This window comes from Bacillus marasmi (assembly GCF_902168435.1).
Classification (GTDB): Bacteria; Bacillota; Bacilli; order Bacillales; family Cytobacillaceae; genus Bacillus_BU; species Bacillus_BU marasmi.
This window is the reverse complement of the sequence record NZ_LR656170.1, coordinates 113,358-126,632: the sequence shown is the minus strand read 5'-3', so window position 1 is coordinate 126,632 and position 13,275 is coordinate 113,358. Positions and strand designations below refer to the sequence as shown.

12 protein-coding genes are annotated in these 13,275 nt (G+C 40.5%); 9 read left to right on the top strand and 3 right to left on the bottom strand.

What is annotated here, in order from left to right:
* Positions 1 to 134: 134 nt before the first annotated feature.
* Both FXW34_RS22910 and FXW34_RS11185 read right to left on the bottom strand, forming a co-directional pair.
* Positions 135 to 287, bottom strand: coding sequence for a hypothetical protein (locus FXW34_RS22910; protein ID WP_187118915.1), 153 nt, complete (start codon positions 285 to 287; stop codon positions 135 to 137).
* A 120-nt stretch (positions 288 to 407) separates the two neighbouring features.
* Positions 408 to 1,160 (bottom strand): alpha/beta hydrolase, encoded by a 753-nt coding sequence (locus FXW34_RS11185; protein ID WP_246140989.1) that lies wholly within the window; start codon positions 1,158 to 1,160, stop codon positions 408 to 410.
* A gap of 223 nt (positions 1,161 to 1,383) precedes the next feature.
* Here FXW34_RS11185 and FXW34_RS11180 point away from each other — a divergent pair, with 223 nt between their 5' ends.
* The 4 genes from FXW34_RS11180 to FXW34_RS11165 all read left to right on the top strand — a co-directional run bounded on the left by FXW34_RS11180 (position 1,384) and on the right by FXW34_RS11165 (position 8,026).
* Positions 1,384 to 1,620 carry a CsbA family protein gene (locus FXW34_RS11180; protein WP_147534076.1) on the top strand — a complete coding sequence of 79 codons (237 nt, stop codon included), beginning with the start codon at positions 1,384 to 1,386 and terminating at the stop codon, positions 1,618 to 1,620.
* 202 nt (positions 1,621 to 1,822) lie between these two features.
* Positions 1,823 to 3,802 carry an excinuclease ABC subunit UvrB gene (gene uvrB / locus FXW34_RS11175; protein WP_147534075.1) on the top strand — a complete coding sequence of 660 codons (1,980 nt, stop codon included), beginning with the start codon at positions 1,823 to 1,825 and terminating at the stop codon, positions 3,800 to 3,802.
* A gap of 9 nt (positions 3,803 to 3,811) precedes the next feature.
* Positions 3,812 to 6,691: an excinuclease ABC subunit UvrA gene (gene uvrA / locus FXW34_RS11170; RefSeq protein WP_147534074.1), complete on the top strand. Its 2,880-nt coding sequence runs from the start codon at positions 3,812 to 3,814 to the stop codon at positions 6,689 to 6,691.
* Positions 6,692 to 6,895: 204 nt separating this feature from the next.
* Positions 6,896 to 8,026 (top strand): DUF4097 family beta strand repeat-containing protein, encoded by a 1,131-nt coding sequence (locus FXW34_RS11165; RefSeq protein ID WP_147534073.1) that lies wholly within the window; start codon positions 6,896 to 6,898, stop codon positions 8,024 to 8,026.
* 86 nt (positions 8,027 to 8,112) lie between these two features.
* On the opposite strand, the gene FXW34_RS11160 is transcribed toward FXW34_RS11165, so the two are convergent.
* On the bottom strand, positions 8,113 to 8,931 hold the full coding sequence (locus FXW34_RS11160) for an N-acetylmuramoyl-L-alanine amidase (RefSeq protein ID WP_147534072.1): 819 nt from the start codon (positions 8,929 to 8,931) through the stop codon (positions 8,113 to 8,115).
* A gap of 213 nt (positions 8,932 to 9,144) precedes the next feature.
* Here FXW34_RS11160 and hprK point away from each other — a divergent pair, with 213 nt between their 5' ends.
* Genes hprK through FXW34_RS11135 form a run of 5 tightly spaced genes read left to right on the top strand, consistent with a single transcriptional unit; the run spans position 9,145 to position 13,024 of the window.
* Complete coding sequence (gene hprK / locus FXW34_RS11155; protein WP_147534071.1) at positions 9,145 to 10,080, top strand: HPr(Ser) kinase/phosphatase; 936 nt, start codon at positions 9,145 to 9,147, stop codon at positions 10,078 to 10,080.
* A 38-nt stretch (positions 10,081 to 10,118) separates the two neighbouring features.
* A complete protein-coding gene (lgt, locus tag FXW34_RS11150) occupies positions 10,119 to 10,940 on the top strand; it encodes a prolipoprotein diacylglyceryl transferase (protein ID WP_147534070.1) in 822 nt (273 codons plus the stop codon).
* Positions 10,941 to 10,959: 19 nt separating this feature from the next.
* Positions 10,960 to 11,910, top strand: a complete 951-nt coding sequence (locus FXW34_RS11145; RefSeq protein WP_425457429.1) for a nucleoside recognition domain-containing protein — start codon at positions 10,960 to 10,962, stop codon at positions 11,908 to 11,910.
* Positions 11,900 to 12,547, top strand: a complete 648-nt coding sequence (ppaX, locus tag FXW34_RS11140; RefSeq protein ID WP_147534068.1) for a pyrophosphatase PpaX — start codon at positions 11,900 to 11,902, stop codon at positions 12,545 to 12,547. The genes FXW34_RS11145 and ppaX overlap by 11 nt, the downstream gene beginning before the upstream one ends.
* Positions 12,548 to 13,024 (top strand): acyltransferase, encoded by a 477-nt coding sequence (locus tag FXW34_RS11135; protein WP_147534067.1) that lies wholly within the window; start codon positions 12,548 to 12,550, stop codon positions 13,022 to 13,024.
* Positions 13,025 to 13,275 lie beyond the last annotated feature (251 nt).

Sequence of the window (13,275 nt, the reverse complement as noted above, 5' to 3'; positions counted from 1 at the left end):
GGAATAAAAAAACGAACTATTACGAAATTCTAAGTTAGAATTTTCACGATAGTTCGCTTTTTTTGTTTAGTTGAAATAATTATGTCCCAGCCTCACTTTGCTAAATGGGTGCACACTCACTCTTACCCCTCCAACTACTCCCCACCGTTATGTAAGCTTGCATCTGCAACTGGGGCAGGCTTCGGAACCTCCTCACTAAACGGAAAATTACTAATAATAAACGCAAACACCAATGCTGTGACCAATAAGCTAATAAACACGTAAAATCGTTCTCGTAACAGTTTCACTCTGCCTTCAATCTCCTTTACAAAGAATACGACGGATATTCCATTTTAATTTTCATAAAACGGAACATCAACGAAACTTCAGAAATTTTCCGAACGTTACATGTTTATTAGCACAACGGACTAATTATTTATCATTTTTGTGATAAAAATGTGAGAATAATAGGTTATTAGATTTTTATCAAAATCCAAAGACGCGACATGGTAGGAATTTTTCAATACCACTTGTGCTTTATTTTTAGAAGAAACCCCCGCTATGATTTGGTCAGAGTCCGACGGTGGAACGACGTGGTCCTCCTCCGAAACGAGCGCTAACACAGGGTTTTTTACAAGTCCAAGAGAGTTTATCGTTTTATCAAGCACCTTTTGCAACTCATGAATTGCTGTTAGTGGTACAGATTCATACGTTATCTCAACTGCGCTAGCGTCCTTAATATCTGGTGCACCTTCTGGAATAAATCGTGGTCCAATTTCGTTGCGGTATTCATCATAGGCTGGGACGTGAAGCGCGGCGTTAATCGTGATAACACCCTTGATTTCAGGATACATTGCCGCAAGCTGAAGGCAAAGCGCTCCCCCCATTGATTGCCCAACAATAAAGATTTCCTCGCATGTTTCTCGCAATGTTAAATAGGCATTTTCAAGATCACGAAGCCAGTCAGTATGCTTTGCAGTTTCAAAATCGTAAATGGATGTTCCGTGACCTGTTAAGCGCGGTGCTAAAACAGTGTAGCCATAATGATTCAAGAGCTCACCAACCTCTCGCACGCTCTGTGGAGTTCCGACGAATCCATGTGATAAAAGGATTCCAATATTGTTGCCTTTAAGAAAGAAGGACTCTGCGCCCGTAATAACCGCCTCTTGTGTCATGTTCATATTTACACCACTTTCTATAAATAATTGAGCTTTTCTCAATGATAGTTCGAATTTTCTTGTTTTTAATTATAAAAGGAAATCGGGAGAAAAACAACACTAAATTTATAATTCTTATAAGTTAACTTGGAATTAACGATAAATAACTGCTCAAAGCCTTTGCAATTACTAGATTTTGGGGTTATTCTAGTAATACTAGAGATGTGCGTTTGAAAGAAGGTGTGCAATGGTGATTAAGTATTTGTCTGCACTCATATTGCCAGGAATGGTCGTCATATTGTTTTCACGGGTTACCTATAACCATGTGATTGGTTTAATCCTGTCTGTTGCGTTAATTGCAGCTTCTGTATACAAAGGCTATACAGATACATGGTGGTTAATCATTGTTGATGCCTTTTCGTTAACAGTCGGATTTTGGTACAGTACGCAAATGCTACAAAAAAAGAGAACAAAAGCACGATAAGGACTCCACAGCTATTATTCCGGCTGCGGGGTTTTTTTACGAATATTTGTTCGTGTATTATTGGTTTGTTTTCCTGTAATTGTGGTAGAATGGTAAGTGAGTTATTTTTATGAAAAATAAACCAAGATCCGCTATCTTTATGATGCAGATTTTTCAATAAAAGAATTATATACTGTCATTTCACTCAAGGGAGGTTTTAATAGTGAAGGACCAGTTTGAACTTGTATCAAAATACACCCCGCAAGGCGACCAGCCGGCAGCAATCAAGAAAATTGTCCAAGGTATTCACGAAAATAAACGTCACCAAACATTACTTGGTGCAACAGGTACCGGTAAAACATTCACGATTTCCAACGTCATAAAAGAGGTAAATAAACCAACCTTAATTATTGCTCACAATAAAACATTAGCAGGACAGCTCTACAGTGAATTTAAGGAGTTTTTTCCTAATAATGCAGTTGAATATTTTGTTAGCTACTATGATTATTTCCAACCTGAAGCTTACGTGCCATCGACTGATACTTTTATTGAAAAAGATGCCAGTATTAATGATGAAATTGATAAGTTGCGTCACTCGGCAACCTCCTCGTTGTTTGAACGAAAAGATGTTGTCATCATTGCAAGCGTATCATGTATTTATGGATTGGGGTCTCCAGAAGAATATCGTGAATTAGTTTTATCGCTACGGACTGGAATGGAAATCGATCGGAATCAACTGCTTCGTAAACTGGTTGATATCCAATACGACCGAAACGATATTGATTTCCAACGCGGAAGATTTCGGGTTCGCGGCGACGTAGTAGAAATTTTTCCAGCATCACGAGATGAACATTGCATCAGGGTCGAGTTTTTCGGCGATGAAATAGACCGGATTCGTGAAGTAGATGCGTTAACCGGAGAAATTATGGCTGAACGAGAACATGTCGCGATTTTTCCAGCATCCCACTTCGTTACCCGCGAAGAGAAAATGCAAATCGCGATTAAAAATATCGAAGCTGAGCTTGAAGAACGTTTAAAGGAGCTCCGGGAAGATAATAAGCTGTTGGAAGCACAACGTCTTGAACAGCGGACTCGATATGATTTGGAAATGATGAGAGAAATGGGGTTCTGTTCAGGGATTGAGAACTATTCCCGTCACTTAACATTACGGCCGTCGGGGTCGACTCCTTACACGTTACTTGATTATTTTCCAAAGGATTTTTTACTAGTTATTGATGAATCCCATGTTACCTTGCCGCAAATTCGCGGAATGTTTAACGGGGATAGAGCGAGAAAGCAAGTGTTAGTCGATTACGGCTTCCGTCTACCATCAGCGCTTGATAACCGGCCACTTACTTTCCAAGAATTTGAAAAGCATGTGAATCAAATCGTTTACGTATCAGCAACACCTGGTCCATATGAAATGGAGCATGCACCGGATGTTATTGAACAAATTATTCGCCCAACGGGACTGCTTGATCCGACAATTGATGTCCGTCCAATTGAAGGGCAAATTGATGATTTAATCGCTGAAATTCACGAACGAGTGAAAAAGAATGAACGGGTGCTTGTTACCACCTTAACGAAGAAAATGTCAGAGGATTTAACTGATTATCTTAAAGAGATTGGTATTAAGGTTCAGTACCTCCATTCTGAAGTTAAAACACTGGAGCGGATTGAAATCATCCGTGAGTTGCGTCTTGGAAAATATGATGTGCTTGTCGGTATCAATTTGCTCAGGGAAGGGCTAGATATACCTGAAGTATCACTTGTTGCGATTCTCGATGCTGATAAGGAAGGCTTCCTCCGTTCTGAGCGCTCCTTAATTCAAACGATTGGCCGTGCAGCCCGAAATGCAAACGGACACGTGATTATGTATGCTGATAAAATCACTAAGTCGATGGAAATCGCTTTAAATGAAACGAAGCGACGCCGTGAGATTCAGGAAGAGTACAATCGCAATCATGGAATTACGCCGCAAACGATTCAAAAGGATATTCGTGAGTCAATTAGAGCTACCCATGCTGCAGAAGATCAAGAAGATAATAAACCGGCAACAGCGCTTGGCAAGCTGACCAAAAAAGAGCGCGACAAGGTTATTGCTGATTTAGAAAAAGAAATGAAGGAAGCAGCCAAGGTTCTCAATTTTGAGAAGGCCTCCGAGCTTCGTGATTTAATATTTGAGTTAAAAGCGGAAGGATGACGTAATAACATGGCAATGGATAAAATCATCGTTAAAGGAGCCAGGGCTCATAATTTAAAAAATATTGATGTCACCATTCCGAGAGATAAGCTTGTTGTATTAACAGGACTTTCTGGTTCTGGGAAGTCCTCTTTGGCTTTTGATACGATCTATGCTGAAGGTCAGCGGCGCTATGTGGAATCGTTATCGGCATATGCACGGCAATTCCTAGGGCAAATGGATAAACCGGATGTCGATTCGATTGAAGGCCTTTCTCCTGCCATTTCAATTGACCAAAAAACAACCAGCAGGAATCCACGTTCAACGGTGGGGACTGTTACCGAAATATATGATTATTTACGTTTATTATTTGCTAGAGTAGGTCGGCCGACATGTCCGATTCATAAAATCGAAATCACTTCGCAGACGATTGAGCAAATGGTCGATCGTATCTTAGAGTATCCTGAACGAACAAAAATGCAAATTCTTGGTCCGATTGTTTCAGGTAGAAAAGGTGCTCATGTCAAAACACTTGAAGATATTAAAAAACAAGGTTATGTCCGCGTCCGCATCGATGGTGAAATGTATGACCTCGGCGATGAAATTGAATTGGATAAGAACAAAAAGCATTCGATTGAAGTAGTAGTCGACCGGATTGTCATTAAAGAAGGTATTGCGACACGCCTTGCAGATTCATTAGAAGCTGCTCTGTCACTAGGCGGAGGTAATGTTTTTATTGATGTAATTGGTGAAGAGGAGCTTTTGTTTAGCGAAAACCATTCATGCCCACATTGTGGTTTTTCAATCGGTGAATTAGAGCCGCGCATGTTTTCGTTCAACAGTCCATTCGGAGCTTGTCCTGATTGTGATGGACTTGGTGCCAAGCTAGAGGTCGATATGGATTTAATCATTCCGAACCGTGAGTTAACCTTAAATGAAAATGCCATTGCACCGTGGGAATCAATCAGCTCGCAATATTACCCACAACTTCTTAAAGCGGCATGTGACCACTTCGGTGTCGATATGAACACTCCAGTAAAGGATATTCCAGAGCATTTACTAGAAAAAATTCTTTATGGCTCAAACGGAGAAAAAATCTTTTTCCATTACGAAAATGACTTTGGTCAAATGCGCGAAGGCTATATCGAATTCGAAGGAGTCATTCGTAACGTCGAACGGCGCCACAAGGAAACAAGCTCAGACTTTATCCGTGAGCAAATGGAGAAATATATGGCGCACCATTACTGCCCAACCTGCAAAGGCTACCGCCTCAAGAAGGAAGCAATGGCAGTATTGATTACCGGTAAACATGTCGGCGAAATTACTTCACTTTCAGTTGGGGATGCTTATCGCTTCTTTGAGAATATTGAACTGACTGAGAAAGAGATGCAAATTGCCCATCAAATATTTAAGGAAATTAAAGAACGCATAGGCTTCCTAATAAATGTAGGACTTGATTATTTAACCCTTAGCCGTGCAGCTGGGACACTTTCAGGCGGAGAAGCACAAAGAATTCGTCTCGCCACGCAAATCGGTTCACGCTTAACCGGAGTCTTGTATATCCTAGATGAACCATCAATTGGTCTTCATCAACGCGATAATGACAGACTCATCAGTTCGCTAAAAAATATGCGCGATATTGGTAACACTTTGATTGTTGTCGAGCATGACGAAGACACGATGTTAGCCGCGGATTACTTAATTGATGTCGGACCAGGGGCTGGTGTACACGGTGGCTCGATTATTTCACAAGGGACACCAGAGGAAGTGATGGCTGATGCCAACTCATTAACCGGCCAATATTTAGCCGGGAAGAAGTTTATTCCACTTCCAATCGAGCGCCGCAACCAGGATGGTCGTTACATTGAAATTAAAGGTGCTAAAGAAAACAACTTAAAAAATATTAATGTAAAAATCCCACTAGGAATGTTTATTGCTGTAACGGGTGTATCTGGCTCTGGTAAAAGTACATTAATCAATGAGATTCTTCATAAATCATTAGCGCAAAAGCTTAATCGAGCTAAAATTAAACCTGGTGAGCACAAAGAAATCAAGGGGATTGAACAATTAGATAAGGTCATTGATATTGATCAATCACCAATTGGACGGACACCAAGGTCGAATCCGGCAACTTATACCGGCGTGTTTGATGATGTTCGTGATGTTTTTGCGTCAACAAATGAAGCGAAGGTACGTGGTTATAAGAAGGGACGCTTTAGTTTCAATGTTAAGGGTGGCCGTTGTGAGGCATGTAAAGGCGATGGCATTATTAAAATTGAAATGCACTTTCTCCCTGATGTCTATGTCCCTTGTGAAGTCTGCAACGGCAAGCGATATAATCGTGAAACGTTGGAAGTAAAATACAAAGGAAAGAATATTTCTGATATACTAAAAATGACGGTTGAGGATGCTGTTGTCTATTTTGAAAATCATCCTAAAATCAGTCGTAAGTTACAGACAATTGCTGATGTAGGGCTAGGTTATATTACCTTAGGCCAACCGGCCACAACATTGTCTGGAGGGGAAGCGCAGCGGGTCAAGCTTGCTTCAGAGCTTCACCGTCGTTCAACTGGAAAATCTTTATATATTTTGGACGAACCAACTACCGGCTTGCATGTGGATGATATTTCCCGCCTTCTCGTCGTACTTGAACGTCTAGTTGAAAACGGTGATACTGTCCTAGTAATTGAACATAATCTTGACGTAATTAAAACGGCAGATTATATAATTGACTTAGGACCTGAAGGTGGAGATAAAGGTGGAACCATTGTTGCCTCAGGAACACCAGAAGAGGTTGTTAAAGTACCGAATTCCTATACAGGCAAATATTTAAAACCAGTTTTAGAACGAGACCGCGCTCGCATGACAAATGTAATCGCCGAAAAAGAAGCCCTCGGCAATCCATCATAGCGTAGTGCCTGTAGCGGAAATCAACAAACTTATCCAATAATATATATTACTACTAAGGATCTGACAGCGATGCAATTGCTCTGTTAGATCCTTTAATTTTTCTACAGCAACAACATTTTTGAAACTTCACCTTTCTTTTTGCGTACATATTAAAGAATGAAGAATGGTGAAAAAATAAATTTGAACCAAGGTGGAGGGATTAGGATGCAAGAGGAAAGAATTCGGATTTTAAAGATGGTCGAGGAAGGAAAACTGTCCGCAGATGAAGCACTGTCGCTATTAAACGAACTCGAACAGTCACAGCAAATCGTTGAACAAAAGCAAGAAGAACTTGTGAATGAACTTTCTACTGTAGTCAAATTTGACGAAGGAAAGCAGGGAGATAGTAAGCAGGAGGATACTGATTCTTTTCAAAATAAATTCCAATCCTTAAAAGATGTCATTGTTGATTTTGTTGACTCTGCCTTTAAAAAAATTAAAGATTTTGATCTCGATTTTAATTTTGGTCAAGGTTATGAGCTTTCCCATATTTTCCAGCAAAGCGACGTTGAGCTAAGAAACATCGACGTAGACATTGCAAATGGCTCGGTTCAATTTATTCCTTGGGATCAAAATGATGTAAGAATCGAATGTAAGGCGAAGGTTTATCGTGGGGAATCTCAGGATGAAGCACGAGCCAGCTTTTTACGGGACATTCTTTTTAATGTCGATATCGGGACATTAAGATTTTCCGCGCAACCTAAGTGGATGAAGGTTGAGGCAACGATTTATTTACCTAAGGCTGATTATGAAAACGCTAGAATCCGTCTTTTTAATGGACCAATTCGATTTGAAAACTTAAATGTGAAATCCTTAAAGGCTAAAACAGCGAATGGAAGAATTGGTGGTACTGGTTTAGTCGGTGAAAAAATGGAAGTAGAAACGGCAAACGGAAAAATAAAAATCCGTGAAAGTAAAATCACTGAATTAGAAGCAGAAACTTTAAATGGAGCCATTCAATTGGAGGGCGATTATGCCCGCTTAGAATTACAATCCTTCAATGGCAATATAGGCTGCAAGCTTAAGGGAGACCGCTGCGAGGAAATTGAGGCGAAGACTATCTCTGGCGGTATTGACCTTGCGATTCCTAGCGGATTAGCTGTAACTGGGGAATTAAAAACGAATTTGGGAAGCTTCGCAGTCGAATTGGATGGTATCCAAATTGTATCTGAGAAAAGTGATGTCGTTCAAAAAAGTCTCCACTTTAAGCCAGTGGTACCATCAACGCATCTGTTTAAACTGGAAGCAGAAACAAAAACGGGATCTATTTCAGTAAGAAAGAATGTAATTGAATAGTAGACATATAAGACGTAGAAAAAGCCGGCAGCTAGGGATGTCGGCTTTTTCTGCATTATTAATATCTAACATGCTAAACGAGAAGTTTATGCGCGGAATACATAGGGCTGGTACCCAATATTTCTAAGTTTTTGCGCTAAATCATCGGCATTTTGTTTATTTCGGAATGCTCCTGTTTGAACCTTGAATAAGCCGCTATCAGTCACAATGAAATTATTAAAACCATCATTGGTTAGGCGAGCAGATAGGTTTTCTGCATTATTTCTCTGTTTAAATGCTCCAACTTGAACCTTGTACAAGCCTGTTTGTGGTGTTGGTGTTGGCGAAGGTGATGGTGCCGGTTGCGCCGTAGGTTTTTTCACAAGATTAAAATGGTCGGCAAGAGCAGCAACAATTGCTTCTGCACAAGTGCGGCGATAGTTTTCTGAACGGAGGAGCTTAATTTCATTAGGATTTGTCATAAATCCACATTCAATCAGCACGGCATCCATATTCGTTTCTCTTAGGACATGGAAATCAGCAGTTTTTACCCCACGGTTTCTTAGACCAGTTCTGCTGATCAATTGGTTTTGAATTTTGGTGGCGAGGGACAACGCACCTTGTGGTCTTGTTGGATATACGAAAGTTTCTATTCCCTCAGCACTACTCCATGAACCTCCAGCAGCATTTGCATGGATGGAAACAAAAATATCTACTCGCAAATTATTCGCGTTGTTTGTTCTTTGTTGTAAAGGGATATCGGTTTGGTCAGAGTGGGCAAAATAAACAGTTACGTTCTGATAGCCATCTAACAACCCCTTTGCGTATGCAGCGACTGCGCGGTTAAACTCATACTCGCGCATACCATCGGGACTACGTTTTCCAGGTGTGTCGTATCCATGCCCTGCGTCTAACATGATTTTCATCATACCACTCCTTTCCTGAGTTTAAAGTATTCGGGAAATACTTCTTCGTGATTAATATATGTTTAGAGACCCGAAATGGATATGGAAGACTTTTAAAAACTAAAAATTGTTAATAAAAATCAAAAGTACGACTTCATTTGGTTCTTTACAAAAAAGTGCTAAAATAAAAACTATATAATTTATCCTGATTCTTAAATAAAGGAGGAGGCTTTTTTGCCAAATGTTCGCACCAAAGATATCATTGAGAAGTTTAACTTGGAACTGCTCAGTGGAGAAGAAGGCATAAACCGCCCGATTACAACTAGTGACATATCCCGTCCCGGAATTGAGATAGCTGGTTATTTTGAGCATTATCCAGCAGAACGAATTCAATTATTAGGTAAAACTGAACTATCTTTTTTTGATAAACTAAATGAGCCTGAGCAAGCATATCGTATGGATCAACTATGCACAGATATTACTCCCGCTATCATTATCACTCGAGGCTTACCGATTCCGAAAGAGTTGCTCGAGGCATCGGAACGTGAATCCGTGCCAGTTTTGAGAACGTCGATGAAAACAACTAGATTCTCAAGTCGTTTGACAAACTTCCTGGAGAGTAAACTTGCCCCAACGACAGCGGTACATGGAGTTTTGGTTGATATATATGGTATCGGCGTGCTCATTACAGGAAAGAGCGGTGTTGGTAAAAGTGAAACGGCTCTTGAACTGGTAAAGCGCGGTCATCGTCTTGTTGCCGATGATTGTGTGGAAATCCGTCAGGAGGACCAGGATACTTTAGTCGGTCATGCCCCCGAGTTGATTGAGCATTTACTCGAGATACGTGGTCTCGGTATTATCAATGTTATGACGCTTTTCGGTGCAGGCTCAGTGCGCAGTCATAAACGAATCACACTTGTTATTAATCTTGAGCTGTGGGATCAGAACAAACAATATGACCGCCTTGGTTTAGATGAAGAAAAAATGAGAATTATCGATACAGATATAACTAAGCTGACTATTCCAGTTCGACCAGGTCGAAATCTTGCCGTTATTATTGAAGTTGCTGCTATGAATTTCCGTCTCAAGCGAATGGGTGTCAATGCTGCGGAACAATTTACCCATCGACTGACCGATGCGATAGAAGATGGCGATCACGAGGATTATTAAAAATAATAGGACTAACTGTGGACGAAGGAGAAATGAACATGAATGAAAATATTCAACCGCTAAACCCGATTGCGTTTTCACTCGGACCATTTGATGTGCATTGGTACGGAGTGATAATTGGTACGGGATTAGCACTTGCCCTATGGTTAGCGATTCGCGAAGCAGACCGTCGTGGTTTGCCAAAAGATACCTTTCCAGATTTAATGGTTTGGGCAATACCGATTGCGATTATTAGTGCAAGAATTTATTATGTAATGTTTCAGTGGGATTTTTATCAAAACCATCCTGGGGAAATTATTAAAATTTGGAATGGTGGTATTGCCATACACGGTGCCTTGATTGGTTCAGTGTTAACTGCTTATTTTTTTACAAAAAGCAAACAAATTTCGTTCTGGAAGGTTGCCGATATTGCTGCACCAAGTATTATTCTTGGACAAGCAATTGGCCGCTGGGGCAATTTTATGAACCAAGAGGCACATGGTGGCGAGGTAACACGAGCATTCTTAGAAAATCTGCACTTACCTACATTTATTATTGATCAAATGTATATTAATGGGACTTATTATCATCCTACTTTTCTATATGAATCACTTTGGGATTTCGCAGGAGTGATCTTGTTGATTGCGCTTCGAAGAGTGAATTTGCAGAGAGGGGAAATCTTCCTTTCTTATATGATATGGTACTCAATTGGTCGCTTCTTTATTGAAGGGCTGAGAACGGATAGTTTGATGTTAACCGAGAATTTGCGGATGGCACAAACCATCTCAATGGGATTAATATTGCTGGCAGCTGCTTTGTTTGTATACAGACGAAAAAGCGGATTAGCCAATGTTCGATATTTAGATAAAGGGAATGAATGAACGGAGGAGACTTAAAGTGATGCTAGCATCGATGAAGAAGGGCTTCTTCGTTGGACTTAAGACGACATGGAAGTTTGGGAAAATTATTTTTCCAGTTACCTTAATTGTTTCTATCTTAAAGCATACGCCCATTCTTCCATGGGTAATTGATTTGATTGCGCCGTTGATGGGAGTTCTTGGGTTGTCAGGAGATGCTGCAATACCACTCGTTATTGGGAATTTTTTAAATTTATATGCGTCAATTGGTGCGATTTTATCCTTAGACTTAACGGTTAAAGAAGTGTTCACTATAGCTATCATGCTTTCTTTTTCCCATAATATGTTGATTGAAACGGGTGTTGCGTTAGCCGTAGGTGTGAGACTGTGGCTTGTACTAGTTGTACGGTTTGGACTTGCGTTACTGTCTGCCTTTTTGATTAATCTTCTTTGGCATGGTGGAAATGAGCTAGCGGTTTATGGACTAGTTTCTGTCAAGGGAGATGCTGAAGTGAACGGTATTGGTGAAGTCTTGCTTGACGGGTTCCAAACAGCCGGAATGGGAATTGTTCAACTTGCACTCATCGTCATACCGCTCATGGTGGTCATCCAGATTTTTAAAGACTTGAAATGGTTAGATGTCTTTTCCAAATGGTTTGCTCCAGTAACAAGGAGCCTTGGTATGAAAGAAAATACTTCTACCACACTAGCAGCAGGCTTGTTATTAGGACTCGCCTATGGGGCGGGGGTCGTCGTTCAAGCGGTGAAGGAGGACGGTGTGAGCAAGAAGGATATTACGCTTGCCTTTGTATTTTTGATGGCATGCCACGCTGTAATAGAAGATACGCTTATCTTTATCCCGCTTGGAATACCGGTATTACCTTTATTGTTGATTCGGTTAGGTTCAGCAATTATATTAACGCTTGTTGTTTCGACGATTTGGAAACGGTTAGAACTTGCAAAAGGAAAGGAAGCAGTCGTATATGAACAATAGCATCAATACCGTTCTATTCGATCTTGATGGAACTTTAATAGATACAAATGATTTAATTATCTCTTCCTATTTACACACTTTGGATCAATATTTTCCAAGCCAATTTACACGTGAGGACGTCCTTCCGTTTATGGGACCTTCATTAAAGGAGGTTTTTGAAAAACTAAATCCAGAGAAAACCGATGAAATGATTCATGCATACCGAACCTATAATCTAGCTCACCATGACTTGCTGGTTAAGGAATTCGAAGGTGTTTATGATACGGTGAAGACATTGAAGGAGAAAGGCTATAAGCTCGGAGTTGTCACGACTAAAAAACTTGATGTGGCATTAAAGGGGTTGCAACTATCAAAATTAGAGCCATTCTTTGAAGTCGTTATTGCGATTGATCATGTTAGTAAAATAAAGCCTGACCCGGAGCCGATTTTGAAGGCGTTGGAGCTTCTCGATGCTAAGCCAGAGGAAGCAATCATGGTGGGCGATAACTACCATGATATTCTCGGCGGACAAAATGCGGGTACAAAAACCGTTGGGGTAGCTTGGTCATTAAAAGGTAGAGAAATCCTTGAACAGTACAAGCCAGATTATATGCTAGAAAAAATGACGGACCTTTTGCAAATTCTTGAGGTGCAATAAATGAGAAATACGAAGCGTTATCCTGTAGAAGGGGCTAATTCCTTGTGGCAGATTTATAAGACTGTCTCGTTTTGGAAGGTGGCTAAAAACTTTATTGTGATTCAAATTGCGCGCTATACACCGTTCCTAAGCGTAAAGAATTGGCTTTATCGAACGTTCTTAAGGATGAAGATTGGAGAAAAAACTTCGTTTGCGCTAATGGTTTTTCCAGATGTAATGTTTCCAGAGCTGATTAGCGTTGGAAATAATACAATCATCGGCTTTAATACAACAATACTAGCTCATGAATACTTAATTAAAGAATATCGTCTCGGCCCGGTTGTGATAGGTAATGAAGTGATGATTGGAGCCAACTCACTCATCTTACCGGGTGTCACAATTGGAGATGGTGCAATTGTTGCAGCAGGCTCACTTGTCCACAAGGACGTACCTCCAGGAGCATTCGTCGGAGGAAACCCGATGCAAAGAATAAAATAGGGTGCTTGTCCCCTGATACATCACCGCGCCACAGCACTGGGGGACTGTCCCCCAGTGCTGTGGCGCGGTGAATTGTTTTAGTGGGATAGGCATTTTTTCAATTTTCAAGGCTTGACGATTTTTGTCAAGAGGGGTACACTACATATAACTTCATCATGGTAATACATTAGCGAACTAAAGGATTTCAGAAATTTATGAATGTGATGGTAATTAAGGCTATTTTCAGCCTAAGATAAAGTCGATATAAAAGG

Bases quoted from the DNA above. Each gene is read 5' to 3' on its own strand.
- FXW34_RS11180 (WP_147534076.1), top strand. From the start codon at position 1,384: ATGGTGATTAAGTATTTGTCTGCACTCATATTGCCAGGAATGGTCGTC.
- FXW34_RS11135 (WP_147534067.1), top strand. From the start codon at position 12,548: ATGAGAAATACGAAGCGTTATCCTGTAGAAGGGGCTAATTCCTTGTGG.
- uvrA (WP_147534074.1), top strand. From the start codon at position 3,812: ATGGCAATGGATAAAATCATCGTTAAAGGAGCCAGGGCTCATAATTTA.
- FXW34_RS11160 (WP_147534072.1), bottom strand. From the start codon at position 8,931: ATGAAAATCATGTTAGACGCAGGGCATGGATACGACACACCTGGAAAA.
- FXW34_RS11145 (WP_425457429.1), top strand. From the start codon at position 10,960: ATGCTAGCATCGATGAAGAAGGGCTTCTTCGTTGGACTTAAGACGACA.
- ppaX (WP_147534068.1), top strand. From the start codon at position 11,900: ATGAACAATAGCATCAATACCGTTCTATTCGATCTTGATGGAACTTTA.
- FXW34_RS11185 (WP_246140989.1), bottom strand. From the start codon at position 1,160: ATGAACATGACACAAGAGGCGGTTATTACGGGCGCAGAGTCCTTCTTT.
- FXW34_RS11165 (WP_147534073.1), top strand. From the start codon at position 6,896: ATGCAAGAGGAAAGAATTCGGATTTTAAAGATGGTCGAGGAAGGAAAA.
- lgt (WP_147534070.1), top strand. From the start codon at position 10,119: ATGAATGAAAATATTCAACCGCTAAACCCGATTGCGTTTTCACTCGGA.